The following is a 15,738-nucleotide window of genomic DNA, read 5'->3' on the forward strand; positions in this document are numbered from 1 at the left end:
GATCTCTCAGGGCGGCGGTCGGGGACCGGTCACCGGACCAGGCTGTGGAGGAATTCGGTGACGATCCGGGTGTACTCGTCGGGGTGGTCGAAGTTGGGGAAGTGCGCGGCGTCGTTGATCACCGCGGTTCGGCCTCGTGGCGCCGTGTGGGCGATGGACTCGGCCATGGCTCGTAGCTCGGGTGCGTCCTGTGCGCCGTTGAGGGCGAGCACGGGGACGGTGATCTGGCCGGCCCGGGCGCCGAGATCCTCGACCGGGATGCTGTGATCGGGTTCGTCGGGCGTGTGCTTGCTGATGGTCCGCTGGCGCATCCGGCGCAGGCGGGCGTAGGTCTCGGGCCGGACGGCGTCGTGCGGCCGCTCGGGGCCGTGTACCCAGGCGTCGCTCGCGTCGTGCCAGGCCTCGATGTCGCCGGCGGCCAGAGCCTTGAACTGTGCGGCCTGGGCCTGCCGGGCCCACGGCTCGGTGAACTCGCGTTCGTTCGTGCCACCGCCGGAGATCACCAGGGCCCGGACCAGGTCGGGGTGTTCCAGCGCGGTCCCCACGGCGATCAGCGCGCCCATGGAGATGCCGACGAGGGCAGCAGGGCCGGTACCGAGGTGATGCAGCAACTCGGCCAGGTCGTCCGCCTGGCGGAACGGGCGGCTCGCGTTGGCGGACCGGCCGTGACCGCGGGCATCGGGTGCGATGACGCGGAACTCTTTCGCCAAGGCCGGGACCTGCTCGTCCCACATGGTGTGGTCGAGGAAACCCGCATGCAGCAGGACGACGGGGAGGCCTGTACCGCCGGTGTCGCGGTAGGCGAGGTCGCCGTCGGAGGACGCGAAGAAGCGGAGTTCGGAAGCACTCATGACAACCAGGTTGTCATGAGCGAGAGGGGATGACAACTGGATTGTCATTTATCATCGGTGGGTGAGTGATGCAGAACGCCCGCTGACCCCCGACGAGGCGCCAGTGCGCCTCATGGAGGTCTTCGCCCTGGTCGGACCGCTCTACCGGCGGGTCAACCGGAAGATCGAACAAGAGGCCCCGCGGCAGGGGCTGTCGGTGGGGGTGCGCGCGGTGCTCGATCTCCTGCGCGCCCACGGACCAATGACGGTTCCCCAGATGGGCCGGGCGCAGTCGATCAGCCGTCAGTTCGTCCAGCGCATGGTCAATGACGCCGCGGCTCACGGACTGGTGGAGGCCGTGCCGAACCCGGCGCATGCTCGGTCCTCGCTGATCCGCCTGACAGGCGCCGGCCGCACGGCAATCGAGGCCGTCGTCGCCCGGGAGCACGCGCTGCTGCGCGAAGCGGCGGGCGACCTCACCACGGCGGACGTGGACGCATGTGTCCGCGTGCTCAGCCGGATGCTCGCCCTCTTCGACGACATCGACGTCAACAGCTGACCCTCGGGCCGGGCTGCGACCGGGCCGGCAGTCGCTCAGCCCGGCCGTGGCCGCCGTCCCCCCGGCGGCGCGTGACGGCAGCCCACACGGGTGGCATCCCGGCGACGGCCGGCACGAACGCGGTGCCGACCGGGCAGCGGCGTGCACCTCTGCGCATGGGCCCGGCGCCGCGTATCCGAGGTCTCCGATGCTCACGGGATACGACGGCATCGGGGCGGGCCATGCCCGGATCCGCGCGACCCGCAGCAGCTTGGTGGCCACACGCTCACGGTGCAGGCGGTTGCTTGCGGTTCTTGCCGACGATCACACCGGCTCGCCTCACTGCACGGCGACCAGGACCGCATCGTCATCGGGGCCCGCACCGGAGGTCGAACGGCCGGACCGGCAGGCTCGAGCCGGGGCACCCGCCACCGAACGGGCCGTACGCCCGTCGGTCAGGGATTTCTGTCCGGGACGCCGAGCCGGAAGTGACCGTTGTCGACGTGAGCGGCGAAGGAAGCGTGCTCCCGCTCGCAAGGCGCCCACGACGGGACATCCGCACCCACCCGGAGGTGTCCTCAGGACCACCCCCGTTCGGTGTCCAGGCCCAGCGACGGGCAGCCGGGGGCGCGGCACGATGGTCGTCGTCGGCAACGAGCGGACCACCAGGTCGGCACCCACCACACGGACATCGGGGGACCCACATGAACGAGACCATCGCCAGGCGCCTGACGGGACTCGCCGGCATCGCGGCGGCGGCCGGCTTCATCGTCGAAGTACCGCTGTACTTCCTGTACTCCGGCCCGCCGCCGGACTCCAACGTGCTGAGCAGGCTGCTCATCGGCATCGTCGCACTCGCGGCCCTGATCCTGTTCGTCACCGGCTTCCGGGAACTGGTCAAGCAGGTCGACCCGGCCTGTGAGTGGATCGGGACGGCGGCCTTCGCCACGGGACTGGTGTACGCGACGATCACCTTGGTCTCCAGCGGCCTGGAAGCCGGTGCCGTGATCGCCGCCGACCACCCCATCGACCCGACCATCACGGTCAGCGGCACGTACATCCTCTACGGATCGACCGGCCGCCTGCTGCTCGCCCTCTTCCTGACCGCCGCCGGCCACGCCGTCATCCGGACCAACCTGCTCCCCCGATGGACCGGCCGCTGCGCCCAGGTCCTCGCCGCGGCCAACCTGGCCTTCGTACCGTCCCTGTTCTTCGGCAACACCCCCGACCACTTCTACGCAGCCAACGGCTGGGGCAGCACCGCCCTGATGGGCGCCCTCCTCAGCTACTGGCTCCTGGCGGTCGGCATCTGCACATACCGCACGGCCACACGTCCGACACCGACAACCCAACCAGCCCTCCAGCGCTGAACACCCCTTCGCTCATGACAGCCCGACCTGCGAAGCCCGGCGCCCACGACGAGCACAGCGGACTGCCTGCGTCCAACGACACACGGACCGAATCAGCAGGAGTCAGCCGCGCGGAAATGCGGCCCATGCGGCGATGGCGAAGCCGTCGCCGTCTCGCCGTACCTCGGCGGCCCCGTGCCCCGGCCAGTGGGCCGGGATGACGAGCTCGCGCAGCTCGGCAGCGCGGGAGAGATAGGCGCGGCGGGTCTCGGCCGCGAGCTGGAGGTCGTCACAGAAGCAGCTGTTCCAGCCGGGTTCGAGGACTTGCACAGGGCTGTGCAGCATGTCCCCGACGAAGACGGCGCGGTCGGTGCCCGAGCGCAGAGTGAGGACGGACGAACCGGGGGTGTGACCCGGTGCGGCCTCCAGCAGCAAATTGCCGTCGATGCGGTGGGTTCCCTCCCACAGCACCACCTGCCCGGCGTGTTGGACGGGGGCGATGCTGTCGTTGAACACGATCCTGCTGCCCTCCCAGCGGAGGCGCTCGTGCTCGTCACGCGGCGCCCGGCTGCGGCGGGGGCCGGCCGGGTCGAAGTACAGGTAGTCGGCGCGGGGGATCAGGTACGTGGCGTCGGGGAAGGTCGGTACCCATTCGCCGTCACGCAGTTCCGTGTTCCAGCCGACGTGGTCGTAGTGGATGTGTGTGTTGACGACGACGTCGACGTCCTCCGGCTCGACGCCCGCCGCGCGCAGGCGGGCGAGGTAGTCGGTCCGCAGCCCGGCGAACTGCGGGACCTGCGGGCGCTCCCGGTCGTTGCCGACCCCGGTGTCCACCAGGATGATCCTGCCCTCGCTGCGCAGGACCCAGGTCTGGATGTGGCAGCGGTAGGCGTCGTCGGCGGGCGTCCAGAAGTCAGGCGCCAGCCACTCCTGGTTGCGCCGCCAGGTTTCCTCGTCGCTGTCCGGGATGATGAAACGGGCAGTACGGATGGGGCCGGACCACTCGACGACACGCGTGATCTCGACGTCGCCGAGTGAAATGCTGGGTGCGGGCACGATGGGTCCTCCGCGGGGGGCGGGTCGGGTCCGGATACGGATACGGATGCGGTTGGTCGCGCGGCGGGTGGCGGTGGTGGGTCAGGCGGGCCGCGGCGGATGGCAGGTCATGGATCAGGCGGGCCGCGACGGATCGTGAGGGACAGGTGCGTAGCGGGCCAGGAAGGTACGCACGGCCTCCTCGATCACCACGTCCGCCGAGGGCTGACCGGCGATCTCCTCCTCGAAGGCCATGACCCTCGGCCAGACGAGGAACTCCTGCACCAGACCCATGAACTGACGTGCCGCCAGGGAGGTGTCCGCGCATCGCAGGCGACCGCTGCGGACGAGGGCCTCCAGGCACTCGACGAACGCCGCCACTACTTGCCCCTTCCCCAGCCGGTAGAACTCGTCCGCGATCCACGGCCGACGTACGGATTCGGCCACCACTAGCCGGGCGAAACGGATCTGGTCCGTCTCGGCCGCGAAGCGCTCCAGCGACCGTGCGAACGCAAGCAACACCTCCTCCGGGCTCGCATCCGCGTCGCACCCGACGGCCTGCCGGTCCGGGCGGGTGAATGCGGACCAGTGATGACGGACCATCTCCCGGAAAACGGTCTCCTTCGATCCGAAGCGGTTGTAGACGGTCTGCCGTGAGACCCCGGCACGCTGGGCGACCTGCTCCAGGTTGACGCCGTCGTAGCGGTCGGCAAGGAACAGCTCCTTCGCCGCCGCGAGGATCTTCTCCTCGGAGGCTGACCTGCGACGTCCAGGGACTCTGCGCCGGACTCCCTGTTTGTCCGTTTCCATGCGGGTGCTTCTTCCCTCAGTCGAATCTGTACTTTGCAGTACAGTCAAAGTATGGCGCATGCAATTTCCCTGAGGTTGCCGGTTCCAGGGGCACGGTATCCCGGCGCCGGTGACCGTTTCCAGTGGGAGCACTGGAGCGGCCTCGGCACCTATCCCCCAACAGGCGGAATCTCCTCCGCAAGCCCACCGCCCCGGGCGATTTCCCGGACGACCCACTCCGGGCCGGCGTTGACCGGCCGCCACGCGACGGGCTGCTGCTCGCCGGGCCACCGGCGGCTGGCGTGAACATCACTGCCGTGGACAACCCTGTGCTGCACCCCAGTTGGACCGATGAGCACAAGGCAGAGGGAGAACGGTGCGACTTACGTTGACGGCGTGCACGGCGATCGGCAACGGCACGAACGGGATCTTCCTGGTGGCGGTATGCACCGAGCAAGGTGGGAACCCGCACGCTGTGGGGTTCGGAAGGCAAGCCCCATGCGGGTCCTCCTGGCGGTGCGTCCCGGAGGACTCGCGTATGGGCGTTCCGTTACGGCGAGGGGCTGTTGGTCAGTCCGCCCGGTCGCCGGGTGGGCCGGCCGAGCGTCCGGCTCGGCCGTTCGAGCGGCCTGTGACGCATCCACGAGTGCGCTCGGGGCAGCCGGAACGCCGTCACGGAAGCGACGCCACGCAAGCCACGGCCATCCGGCCGGCCGGCATCGCGTACGAGAAGGGAGATCACTGTTGTCTCAGATAGAAGAGTCCATCGAGGTCGACGTCCCGGTCCGTGCCGCCTACAACCAGTGGACCCAGTTCGAGGACTTCCCCCATTTCATGGACGGAGTCGAACGCATCGAGCAGCGCACCGACACTCTCACCCACTGGGTCACCAGGATCGGCGGAGTCGAGCGCGAGTTCGACGCGGAGATCACCGAGCAGATCCCCGACGAGCGCGTCGCCTGGACCACCGTCAGCGGTGAAGCGAAGCAGGCCGGCGTCGTCACCTTCCACCGCCTGGACGAAGCCCGCACCAAGGTCATGCTGCAGCTCGACTACGAGCCCGACGGCCTGGCCGAGACCGTCGGTGACAAGCTCGGCTTCATCAAGCGCCAGGCCACCGGTGACCTGAAGCGGTTCAAGGAGTTCATCGAATCCCGCGGTGGCGTCGAGACCGGCGCCTGGCGCGGCGAGGTCTGACCCGCCAGCCCCAGACCGGTGTTTCTGGCCTCAGGCTCAGAAACACCGGTCTCTGGCGCCGGCACGGCGGTGTGACGCCGGCTGCTTGGCAACCCGGTGGGCGTATGGGTTCTCCCCTGTCACGCAGCGGGGGTGCCCTCTCCCACGAGAAGGGGCCGGCCCACTGCTACGGGGGACAGCAGCGGGCCGACAGCCCCACGATGACACACCTACCGCTGAACACGGGCCGGTACGGCAGAAATCGACGTCGTCGAAGGCGAGGGACTTCTCCATGAGTTGTCTGTCTGATGACACGTGACTTGTACGTAGGCTGTGGCCGCGGCCCGCTACGGCATCCCGAGGCAACAACAGCGGCCCAGCGGCCCCTGTACCCATCGTGTGTCACCGTCGTGCCGAGTTCCGGCAGACGCGGCGAGCATGAGGTGTCGGGCTGGAAGCCCGGGGCATCGGCGAAGTATGGATGCACAGTCATGGGCACTCAGGGGGCGGGGCCGGGCCCGCCGTGCGGCGGACGGTCCGGCGATGGCCGTGGCGGCCCGGGCCGGCTTCGCCGCCCGCGGACTGATCTACCTCCTCGTGGGCGTGATCGCCCTGCAGATCGCCCTGGGCCACGACGGCGGCGGGCGGCAGGCCGACCGTGGCGGCGCCCTTGAGGAGCTGGCCGGCAAGCCCTTCGGGGCGGCATTGCTGTGGATCGTGGGGGCCGCGCTCGCCGGCATGGCGCTGTGGCGGCTGTCGGAAGCGGTGTTCGGCGGGGCGGGGCCGAAGGGCGGCAAACCGTCCAAGCGGGCGGCGGCCGCTGGTCGTTGTGTCTTCTACGCCCTTGCGTCCTTCTCCGTGCTGTCCTTCGCGGCCGGTGACCAGGGCAGCGGAAGCGGCTCCTCCGACCGGCGTACGCATGATGTCACCGCCACGGTGTTGAGCTGGCCGGCCGGGCAGTGGCTCGTGGGAATCGCCGGTGCGGCCGTGGTGGTCGCCGGCCTGTGGATCTCGGTGCGGGCGATGCGATTCACATTCCGTGAGAATCTGCGGACGGGCTCGATGTCGCGGCAGGCCCGGCGGATGACCGACCTCTTCGGTGTGGTCGGTGGGGCGGCGCGCGGTGTCGTCTTCGCCGTGGCCGGCGGCTTCGCCGTCGCCGCGGCCGTGCGCCACCAGCCCGGCCGGGCGAAGGGCATGGACGACACGCTGCGTTCGTTCCGCGATCTTCCGGCCGGCCCGTGGCTGCTCGCCGTGATCGCGCTCGGTCTGGCCGCGTTCGGTGTCTTCTCCTGGTGCAGCGCGCGCTGGCGCAGGCTCTGACCGCCGGCGTTCGGTGCGTCGGCTCGCACCGGTGCGGCTCCGCTTCGGCTCCCGTTCGGCTCCGTTGCGGCAGGTGCTGCCCTCACGCGCACGCGGCGGCCGATGCAGAGACGCGTGCCCGGGCGTGGTCGAGCCGCAGCGAAGCGCCGGACGGAGGCACAATGCTGCTGCCAACGATGATCAACCTGGCCGACGCCGACTCCTTCACCCTCGCCCCGCGGCCGGCAGCCGGCAGGCGACAGACCGCCACGTCGGCATCCGTCCGTCCCAGCGAAACAGGGAGCAACCATGCGGTACCGCAAGCTCGGCAGCTCGGACCTCGAAGTCTCGGAGATCTCGCTCGGATCCTGGCTCACGTACTCCGGCGGCATCGAGGCGGACGCCACCCGAGCCTGCACGGAGGCGGCGTTCGAGGCAGGCATCAACTTCTTCGACACCGCCAACGTCTACGGGCGAGGAGCGGCCGAGGCGGCGTGGGGCGAGATCCTCTCCGCCCGCCCCCGCGACTCGTACATCCTCGCGACCAAAGTCTATTTCCCCATGTCGGACGACCCGGCGGAACAGGGCCTGTCCCCCGCGCAGATCGCCAGGCAGATCGACGCCTCCCTCACCCGCCTGAAAACCGATTACGTCGACCTGTACCAGGCGCACCGCTTCGACCCCACGGTGCCGATCGAGGACACCGTCGAGGCGTTCCAGAAGGTCGTCGAGCAGGGCAAGGCCCGCTACCTCGGCTTCAGCGAGTGGACTCCCGAGCAGATCCAGGCCGCGATCGACATCGGCGGACCCGACCTGTTCGTGTCCTCACAGCCGCAGTACTCCATGCTCTGGCAGGCTCCCGAGGCCGAGGTCTTCGGCCTCTGCGCCGCCAACGGCATCTCGCAGATCGTCTGGTCGCCCCTCGCCCAGGGCGTCCTCACCGGGAAGTACAAGCCCGGGCTGCCGGTCCCGGAGGGAAGCCGGTTCGCCTCCGCCGACATGGCCGTCTCCCAGGACCTCGTCTACAGCGACGCCACCCTGGAAGCGGTCCAGCGCCTCGTCCCCATCGCCGAGGAGGCCGGGATGAGCATGCCCACCCTGGCCCTCGCCTGGGTCCTGCGCCGCACCGAGGTCGCGTCCGCCATCACCGGCGCCTCCCGCCCCGAGCAGGTTCACGCCAATGCGGCCGCCTCCGGCGTGAAGCTGTCCGACGACCTGCTGGCCGCGGTCGACCAGGCCCTCGGTGACGCACCTGTCACCCAACCGACCCTCGCTCCCGGTGCGCAGGCAGGCGTCAGCCATCGCTGACCTGAGAGTGCCTCGCACTCGGCCGACAGGCGAGCCGTAGGCGAGGACCTACCCTGCCCAGATTTCCGGCCCCTGCTTGACGATGACGAGTCCGCAAGCCCGGTCGGAGGGCCAGACGTCCACCTGATACAGGAAGTGGTCGCCGGGACCTCCACAGGAGTCGGCCGGCGGTGGTCCGGTCGGGACGTAGGAGACCCGAACACGTAGCAATCCAGCGGGAACGGTCAGGCGCGGCCCGTCGGCAGGATCGGTCCCCGGGCTGGACATGGTGAGCTGACCGGTTGGGGCGTCGAGGTCGGTCTCCACGATGTGCTCGGCCGTCGGGTCAGCCGTCGGCGCAGAGGTGTGAACGGTGATCAGGGACTCGACCATGTCGTCCCGAGCTGTGCCGACGGAGATCGAGTGTGGCTCGACGCCGATGCGGTGGAGGTGGACCGCTTCTTCTGTCCAGCCGGCGGGTGCCAGGTCCGGGTCCGTCGCGTGTTCGGCGATCCACGCGTCATAAGGGTCAAGGTCCTGGACGTAGAACTGCCCGTGATCGGCGTCAATCGTGAATCTCAGCGAAGCATCAGCCACCAGCGCAGACTAGCGAAGCGAGGGCGGGTCGGGCACCCGGCGGCCCGGCATCCGGCGGTGTCCTCGGCTCACGAACGCGGGAAGCACAGCCCCGGTCTATCGCCGCATGCCTGCTCGCAGGCGGCGCAGCATGCGCGGGTCCGCGAAACCGACCGCACGGGCGGCGGCATCGACCGTGGCGCCGTGGCTGATGAGGTGCTCGGCGCGTTCGAGACGGAGGGTTTGCTGATAGCGCAGTGGGGTCAGGCCGCCGGTGGCCCGGGTGAAGAGGCGGGTCAGGGTGCGTTCGCTCACGCCCACGGCCGTGGCCAGGGCCGACAGGGGCCAGGGTTGGTCGAAGTGGGCGTCGAGCAGATCCTGGGCGTGGTGGACCGTGTCGTCGAGGTGGGAACGGTACCGGAGCATTGCGCTGGCTTGCGGTTCATGGCCGTTGCGCCGTGCGTAGACGACCATGTCCCGGGCCACCTGAGCGGCGACGGCGGGGCCGTGCCGGGTGGCGATCAGGTGCAGGGCCAGGTCGATGCCGCTGGCGATGCCGGCCGAGGTGACCACCCGGTCGTCGGCCGTGTAAAGGACATCGCGGACGACCGTCGTCCTGGGGTAGCGGCGTGCGAGCTCGTCCTGCACATCGTGGTGGGTGGTGCAGCGGCGGCCGTCGAGCAGGCCGGCTTGGCCGAGCGCCTCGGCTCCGGCGCAGACGCTGGCTACGGTCCCTCCTCTGGCGTGGTGGTCCCGGAGAGACTGCAGCAGGGCCGCGCCGATGGCAGGACCGCCGGCCAGGGTGGGCGCCCGCCAGCCGGGCACCACGATCAGATCCTCGGGGCCGAGCTCGGGCCAGTCGAGACGGGCCACCAGGGGCAGGCCCTGAGCGGTGGGTACCAGCGGCTCCTCTGATATGTAGCTGAGGGTGTAGGGGTGCCCGAAGTCGGAGGCCGTGGAAAAGACCTGCGCGGGGCCTGCCAGGTCCAGCAGATGGACTCCGGGCACCAGGAGAAAGACGATGTGGCTCACTATCCGGTCATCATGCCCGACGCCCGGCCGAAGCCTCCAGCTGCTCGACCGTGGTGATGGTGGCAAAGCGTCCGGCGAGGGCGTACTCAGTGCGCCTGGTGATCTCCTCGGCGCTCAGGGTGCGGGGGTCCGCCAGCAGCTCGGCGACGCTCTGGTCGGCGGGAGCATCACGGTGCGGGATGGGATTGGTCGCGGTGGCGTCGATGACGAAGGTGACCCGGTAGCCGAGGTCGCTCGCGACGCGGGCGGTGGTCTCGACGCACTGCTCGGTTCGGATGCCGCAGACGGTGAGCTCCTGGATGCCGCGCTCGGTGAGGAGTTGCTGCAGGTTGGTGGTGGTGAAAGCGTTGTGCGAGGTCTTGTGGACCAGCGGTTCCGTGTCCCGGCGCTCCAGTTCCTCCATCAGCCGCACATGGCCGAGGGCGGGGTCGAAGACATCACCGCTGCCCGGCTCTGCGTGCAGCACCCACACCACCAGGTCCCCGGCCTGGCGGGCGAGCCGGACGAGTCGGTCGACCTGGTCGGCGATCTTCGGGTTCGAGATGGTCTCCCACAACGGGCGGGCGCGGAACGATTCCTGGACGTCGATGACGATCAGTGCTCGGGTCATGCCCCAAGCCTGACCGGCGGGGCGCAGTGGGGACAGGCCTCATCGGGTCCGCGGGCGGAACGATCCGGTCACGGGCTGAGTGTCCGCGGCGTCTACGCCTACGACGCCAGGCGCGGCGGGTTGCGAACCGACCGGTGTGTCTGGCAAGAGCTGCTGCTTTCCGGGACCGCTGTGAGCGGCTGCCTCATCGCGGTCTTCGCGAAGCCCGGGGTCACCGGTCGTGTCGTCGCGATCGCCGGAGCCGGGAACGCCGGGTCCGGCGCCGGCCGGCCATGGCCGTGTCCGGGGCGGACAGGCGCAGCGACACGCGGCGGCGTGCGACCAGGCCGACCGCGATCAGCAGCAGGAACGGCAACCAGGCGATGGCGTATGCGACACCGTAGTGGTGGATGTCCAGGATGGACCGGCGCGGGTCCACGTCGCTGCTGTTCACACCGAAGAACGCGAGCAGCAGCGCGGGCGGCAGCGCGATGACCGAGCCGGCGGCGATCGCCGCCGCCAGCACCCGGTCGCGGCCCTCGGCGTATCGCTGGGACGCCGTCTCCAGGTCGACGCGACGCGTCGCGAGCACGGCGTTCACGCGCTCGACGATGCGGGACGTGTTGGCCAGTGCTTCCGTCAGGGCCGAGACGGCGCGCAGCGAGGAGTGGAAGCTTTCGACCAACAGCTCCGGGATGAGGACGGTGTCGGCGTACGCCTCGACGCTGAAGCTCAGGTCGAGTTGGAGATCGCTGAGGCGCCGCGAGAGCCGCGCGACGAGGGTGCGGGCGTCGTCCGCCGTCTCGACCACCGCGGCCCGGTCGAGTTCCAGCGCCTCGAACGCCTGTCGCCGGATGCGGTGCACGGCCGCGACGGCGTTGAGGATGCCGGCCGCGGCCAGCCCGAACGCGTTCTCCACCGGCGGCGCGTAGCCGACGATCAATGACACGCCTCTGCCGTGCGCGACCATGGTCTGGCCGGGGTTGTTCAGCGTCTCAGGGCGGCGTATGCCCAGCGTGGCGCCGGTGCCATTGTCCAGCGTGCCGCGCAGCACGATCGTCACCACGTCCGGGCCGACCGCCTCGCCGGATGTGTGCTCAGCCAGCAGCTGTCGTGCGAGTGCCTCCCCGAGGAAGACGCTCTGGTGGACGTTCCGACCGAAAGCGAGCGGTGGTTGGCCGGCGGGCCGTGCGGTGACGCCGTACGCGCGCAGGCGCTCGTCGAGCCACTCGGTCAACGGCACCCCGCCGACGCGTGTCGCGGAGCGGTCCTGCCAGGTCGCATAGAGCGTCTCGGCGATCATGTTCGAGCCGTCCGGGTCGTCCTCGATTTCGACGTCCACGAAGAGCAGGGGGTCCCGGCGAGGCGTGACGGCCAGGGTGACGGCCGCGCCGTCGACCCGGGCTGCGCTCGGCGGCAACGTGATCTCGGAGACGCGCTCGTGCAGCACCAGCCGGGGCAGCAGCAGCCCGGCGGCCTCGACGTGGGAGGTGAACCGGCCCAGGTCGAGTGCCTCGGTCAGCGGGCGGAGCATGTCGTCGGGCACCTGCACCTGCGGCGTGAGGTTGTACATCAACAGCAGGCGTGTACGAGCCCTGACCGCTGTGTCGGACCGTGGCACAACGTCCTCCTTCGGCTGACACTCGTGTGGGGCAGCAGCCTAGTACTGCAACGGTGCTTGCCGTGACTGATGGCCAGGTCAGGGGCTGTGTCCGCGTCGTTTGTAGTGGCTGGTGCGGGCCTGGTGTTGTCGTCGGCGGCGCCAGGTCGACCAGTGCAGGATGTGCTCGACGGGTGTGGGTCGGCGGTCGGTGAGGCGGGTGATCAGCCGTCGTATTTCGGCGAGACTGAGGTGGATGAGCTGGGAGGATCCGTTTCTGCTTTCCCAGCATCCAGCTCGCGGGCTCGCAGGACGGTCAGACAGGCGTGAGCGGCCATGGCAAGGGTCATGTGTCGGTGCCAGCCGGGATAGCGGCGGACTTGGTAGTCGTCCAGGCCGCATTCCTGCTTCGCGCTCTGGAAGCATTCCTCGATGGCCCATCGGCTGTCGGCGACGCGGATCAGGTCGTCCAGGGTGGCCTCGGCCGGGCAGTAGGCGATGTAGTAGGAGATCTCCGCGGGGCGGGCGACGCTGCGGCGGGCGATCACCCAGTGGCGGCGGTCGGGCCGGTGCCAGGGCCGCACCTCGACGCGTGCCCAGTCGTAGATCCGCAGGCCGTGAGCGCCGGTGCCGCAGGAACGGCGCTTCCATTTCTGCCGTGGCAGGCCGTTGAACAGGTCGTGGACGGGATGGTCGAGCGCCCAGCGGGTGACCACGGTGTCGTGCCGGGTGGTGGCCATGACGTGGAAGACGTCCGCCCGCTCCAGCTCGGAGCGCCAGCCCTTGGAGAAGCCGTAGGCGGCATCCGCGGTCACCCACCGGAACGGGATCTTGTCCGCGAGGGCGCGGCGGACCATCGCCTTCGCCATGGCCACCTTGGTCTCGAAGCCGACCGTCTCGTCGATGCCGGCCCGGTGGCACCTGTCGCGGTCGTCGGTCCAGGAGGCGGGCAGATACAGACGCCTGTCGATCAGTGTCCGCCCACGGCCGGTTGCGTAGGCGAGGAACACGCCGACCTGGCAGTTCTCCGTCCGCCCGGCGGTGCCGGAGTACTGCCGCTGCACCCCGGCCGACCGCGTCCCCTTCTTCACAAAGCCCGTGTCGTCCACGACCAGGACCGCCTCGGGGTCGCCGAGGTTGTCGACCACGTACTGGCGCACGTCGTCGAGCACCTCGTCGGCGTCCCACTCGATCCGGTTCAGCATCCGCTGGATGCGGTCCGGTCCTGTGTGGCCGGCTTCCTCCGCCAGGGTCCAGCCGTTCTTCCGTTGCAGAGGTGCGATCAGGCCCCGCATATAGGCAAGTGCCGACTCACGCGGCTCCGACCTGCTAAAACGGTGCACGAACCGCTCATGCACGGCGTCCAGTTCACGCGCCCACAACCTGACATCAGCAAGGTCCCCACCCACAACCACACCAACGACCATCCTGGCCATCAGTCACGGCAAGCACCGTTGCAGTACTAGTGCTCGATCGGCCTTCGGCGGGTGGGTCGCCGATCAGTCAACTTGGTTGTGGACGAAGGCAGTTCGGCCCTCTGCTGCCGGACCGCCACCCCGCCGGCGAGCCAGGGTGGTGCCGAGGCCTCGTCCGTGTGCTCACCGGTCGAGCGGTGTCGGGACGGCCGGGGTCTGCAGGGCGGCGGGGGCGGGTGCCGCGGTGGGGCGGCCGTGGCCGAAGGCGGCCTCCACGAAGCACTGGTCGTGGGCCGACCGCGCGCCGTGTTCCAGGGCGCGTTCGAGACAGGCGCGGGACGGCGGGGTGCCGTGCGACCAGCCGTCCCGGAGCAGGGACACGGCGAAACCGGCGAGGAACGCGTCGCCGCAGCCCATGGTGTCGGCCATGGACCGGGCGTCCGCGGCGAACGCGGGTGCCGTCACCAGGGTCCGGCCGTCGTACACGGCGGCCCCGGCAAGCCCCCGGGTGGCCAGGACCATGCGTGCTCCCCGTGCCACCACCGACTCCAGCAACCGCTGTGTGGCGGCCTCGTCCAGGTCCGAGCAGGACAGCAGGGCCAGGTCGAGGTGGGGGCAGACACGGTCGAGGTAGGCGGGGGTGCGGAACTCCTCGTCGTCGGAGAGGTCGAAGCTGACCAGCGGGCCGGCCGCGGCGAGCTTGGGCAGTTCCGCTTCGGTGCGCGAGTAGACGCTGGAGTGCACGAGCGAGAACGACGCCGCGTACGCCAGCAGATCGCCGTCGAGAACCAGCGGCTCGCGTACGGTGACACCGCCGCCGTTGTAGCCGAGGAAGACCCGGTCGCCGTCCCGTACGTGGAGGGTGGACACACCGGACTCGCCGTGGCGCACCACGCTGTGCTCCACGGCGACGCCCTGGGCCGCCACGGCCGTACGGAGGAAGGCGCCGAGGTCGTCGTCGCCGAACACGCCCAGGTAGGCGGCGTCGAGACCGAGGCGGCGGGCGTAGACGGCGACGTTGACGCAGTTGCCTCCCGGGTAGTCGATGCCGCGGTCCACGAAACGGTCCACGACGTTGTCGCCGAAACCGAGGATGTTCATCAAAGTCTCCAACGGGGCGCGGGCGCCGCGCCGGTGCGCGGCGCCCGCTCGGGGCGGATGGCCGGGGTGGCGGATCGCGGTCAGTAGTCCATGACGCGGTAGTAGCGGCGCAGGTCCAGGGAGTGGTCGCGCACCCGCTCCAGGTGCTTGCTGACCCGGTCCATCACGGTGTCCATGACCAGCGGCGCCAGCAGCCCGCGGAACTCCGGGCTGATGCCGTCCAGGGGGTAGTCGCGGGTGTCGAAGACGGTGACGTCCTTGGAGACGCGCCGGGCGAACGCCTCGGCCCGGTCCGTGAGGGGGCGGGTCTCGTCCTCGCCCTGGAAGACGATCACGCTGGTGTCCTCCTCCAGCAGCTCCAGCGAGCCGTGGAAGAACTCGGCGCTGTGCACCCGGGTGGTGCGCAGCCACTGCATCTCCTCGAGGATGCACATGGAGTACAGGTAGGTGAACCCCCACAGGTTCCCGCCGCCGATGAGGAAGTGGTAGTCGGTGTCCTTGTGGGCCTCGGCGAAGTCGGAGGCCACCGGCTCGGCCCGGCGGGCGACCTCCACCAGGACGCGCGGCAGGGCGGCGAGTTCGCCGGCGAGACGGTCGTAGCCCTGGAACTCCCCGCGCCGAGAGAGGAGCCGGCCCATGAACAGCAGCATCTGGACGTCGAACGGCCACGCCTTGGGCGCCGAGATCAGCGCGGTGTCGACCCGCTGGGCGACGGGGCTGTCGGGGTGGCCGGTGAAGCCGATCGTGTACGCGCCGCGTTGCTTGCAGTGGTCGATGGCCTTGATGCTGTCCTCGGTGGTTCCGGAGACGGAGGTGAAGACGGCGGCGGTGCGCTCGCCCAGCCGGGCGTCGCCCGAGACGACCAGCTCCGCGGCGATGGCCGCCCGCACAGGCAGCGTCGAGGTGCGCCGGGCCAGGTGTTCGTAGGGCCACATCTGCGCGTATGTGCCGCCGGCGCCCACGAGGAGGACGTTGTCGTACCCCTCGTCCAGGAGACGGTCGACGACCTCCTCGATCCGGGGGCGCAGCGCGACGAGGCTTTCCGTCTGGGCGACGAACTCGGCTTCGTTGAAAGAGAGCACGGTGATGGTTTCCTTCGAGGGGTTGGTTCCGCACCGG

General features: G+C 70.0%; 15 protein-coding genes. 5 read left to right on the plus strand and 10 right to left on the minus strand.

The window, feature by feature from the left end; all coding sequences use genetic code 11:
• Window positions 1–29: 29 nt before the first annotated feature.
• Window positions 30–851 (minus strand): alpha/beta fold hydrolase, encoded by an 822-nt coding sequence (locus tag OG956_RS01055; RefSeq protein ID WP_330335996.1) that lies wholly within the window; start codon window positions 849–851, stop codon window positions 30–32.
• Between the two features lie 112 nt (window positions 852–963).
• On the opposite strand from OG956_RS01055, the gene OG956_RS01060 reads away from it, so the two are divergent.
• Window positions 964–1,389, plus strand: coding sequence for a MarR family winged helix-turn-helix transcriptional regulator (locus tag OG956_RS01060; RefSeq protein WP_443065658.1), 426 nt, complete (start codon window positions 964–966; stop codon window positions 1,387–1,389).
• 683 nt (window positions 1,390–2,072) lie between these two features.
• On the plus strand, window positions 2,073–2,738 hold the full coding sequence (locus tag OG956_RS01065; protein ID WP_330335998.1) for a hypothetical protein: 666 nt from the start codon (window positions 2,073–2,075) through the stop codon (window positions 2,736–2,738).
• A 102-nt stretch (window positions 2,739–2,840) separates the two neighbouring features.
• On the opposite strand, the gene OG956_RS01070 is transcribed toward OG956_RS01065, so the two are convergent.
• Window positions 2,841–3,773, minus strand: coding sequence for an MBL fold metallo-hydrolase (locus OG956_RS01070; RefSeq protein ID WP_330335999.1), 933 nt, complete (start codon window positions 3,771–3,773; stop codon window positions 2,841–2,843).
• A 114-nt stretch (window positions 3,774–3,887) separates the two neighbouring features.
• Window positions 3,888–4,562 (minus strand): TetR/AcrR family transcriptional regulator, encoded by a 675-nt coding sequence (locus OG956_RS01075; RefSeq protein WP_330336000.1) that lies wholly within the window; start codon window positions 4,560–4,562, stop codon window positions 3,888–3,890.
• Between the two features lie 723 nt (window positions 4,563–5,285).
• Between OG956_RS01075 and OG956_RS01080 the strand changes: the two genes are divergently transcribed.
• From OG956_RS01080 to OG956_RS01090, 3 genes are all read left to right on the plus strand, one after another.
• Complete coding sequence (locus OG956_RS01080; protein WP_330336001.1) at window positions 5,286–5,738, plus strand: SRPBCC family protein; 453 nt, start codon at window positions 5,286–5,288, stop codon at window positions 5,736–5,738.
• Window positions 5,739–6,260: 522 nt separating this feature from the next.
• Window positions 6,261–7,040, plus strand: a complete 780-nt coding sequence (locus tag OG956_RS01085; RefSeq protein WP_443065513.1) for a DUF1206 domain-containing protein — start codon at window positions 6,261–6,263, stop codon at window positions 7,038–7,040.
• 288 nt (window positions 7,041–7,328) lie between these two features.
• A complete protein-coding gene (locus OG956_RS01090; RefSeq protein WP_330336003.1) occupies window positions 7,329–8,327 on the plus strand; it encodes an aldo/keto reductase family protein in 999 nt (332 codons plus the stop codon).
• A gap of 48 nt (window positions 8,328–8,375) precedes the next feature.
• On the opposite strand, the gene OG956_RS01095 is transcribed toward OG956_RS01090, so the two are convergent.
• From OG956_RS01095 to OG956_RS01125, 7 genes are all read right to left on the minus strand, one after another.
• Window positions 8,376–8,903, minus strand: a complete 528-nt coding sequence (locus tag OG956_RS01095) for a hypothetical protein (protein ID WP_330336004.1) — start codon at window positions 8,901–8,903, stop codon at window positions 8,376–8,378.
• Window positions 8,904–8,999: 96 nt separating this feature from the next.
• Entirely contained in the window at window positions 9,000–9,914 is a 915-nt protein-coding gene (locus OG956_RS01100) for a GlxA family transcriptional regulator (protein ID WP_330336005.1), read from the minus strand.
• Window positions 9,915–9,924: 10 nt separating this feature from the next.
• Window positions 9,925–10,524 (minus strand): cysteine hydrolase family protein, encoded by a 600-nt coding sequence (locus OG956_RS01105; protein WP_330336006.1) that lies wholly within the window; start codon window positions 10,522–10,524, stop codon window positions 9,925–9,927.
• A 211-nt stretch (window positions 10,525–10,735) separates the two neighbouring features.
• A complete protein-coding gene (locus OG956_RS01110) occupies window positions 10,736–12,124 on the minus strand; it encodes a hypothetical protein (RefSeq protein ID WP_330336007.1) in 1,389 nt (462 codons plus the stop codon).
• A gap of 203 nt (window positions 12,125–12,327) precedes the next feature.
• The gene (locus tag OG956_RS01115) at window positions 12,328–13,512 is read right to left on the minus strand and encodes an IS701 family transposase (protein ID WP_330342697.1); all 1,185 of its coding nucleotides are present in this window, start codon (window positions 13,510–13,512) and stop codon (window positions 12,328–12,330) included.
• Between the two features lie 189 nt (window positions 13,513–13,701).
• The gene (locus tag OG956_RS01120) at window positions 13,702–14,619 is read right to left on the minus strand and encodes a PfkB family carbohydrate kinase (protein WP_330336008.1); all 918 of its coding nucleotides are present in this window, start codon (window positions 14,617–14,619) and stop codon (window positions 13,702–13,704) included.
• 80 nt (window positions 14,620–14,699) lie between these two features.
• The gene (locus tag OG956_RS01125) at window positions 14,700–15,701 is read right to left on the minus strand and encodes an SIS domain-containing protein (protein WP_330336009.1); all 1,002 of its coding nucleotides are present in this window, start codon (window positions 15,699–15,701) and stop codon (window positions 14,700–14,702) included.
• Window positions 15,702–15,738: the final 37 nt, after the last annotated feature.

Source organism: Streptomyces sp. NBC_00557, from assembly GCF_036345995.1.
GTDB lineage: Bacteria > Actinomycetota > Actinomycetes > Streptomycetales > Streptomycetaceae > Streptomyces.

Coding starts and splice junctions, on each gene's coding strand:
- OG956_RS01055 (WP_330335996.1), bottom strand. CDS start 851: ATGAGTGCTTCCGAACTCCGCTTCTTCGCGTCCTCCGACGGCGACCTC.
- OG956_RS01060 (WP_443065658.1), top strand. CDS start 964: ATGGAGGTCTTCGCCCTGGTCGGACCGCTCTACCGGCGGGTCAACCGG.
- OG956_RS01065 (WP_330335998.1), top strand. CDS start 2,073: ATGAACGAGACCATCGCCAGGCGCCTGACGGGACTCGCCGGCATCGCG.
- OG956_RS01075 (WP_330336000.1), bottom strand. CDS start 4,562: ATGGAAACGGACAAACAGGGAGTCCGGCGCAGAGTCCCTGGACGTCGC.
- OG956_RS01085 (WP_443065513.1), top strand. CDS start 6,261: ATGGCCGTGGCGGCCCGGGCCGGCTTCGCCGCCCGCGGACTGATCTAC.
- OG956_RS01090 (WP_330336003.1), top strand. CDS start 7,329: ATGCGGTACCGCAAGCTCGGCAGCTCGGACCTCGAAGTCTCGGAGATC.
- OG956_RS01105 (WP_330336006.1), bottom strand. CDS start 10,524: ATGACCCGAGCACTGATCGTCATCGACGTCCAGGAATCGTTCCGCGCC.
- OG956_RS01120 (WP_330336008.1), bottom strand. CDS start 14,619: ATGAACATCCTCGGTTTCGGCGACAACGTCGTGGACCGTTTCGTGGAC.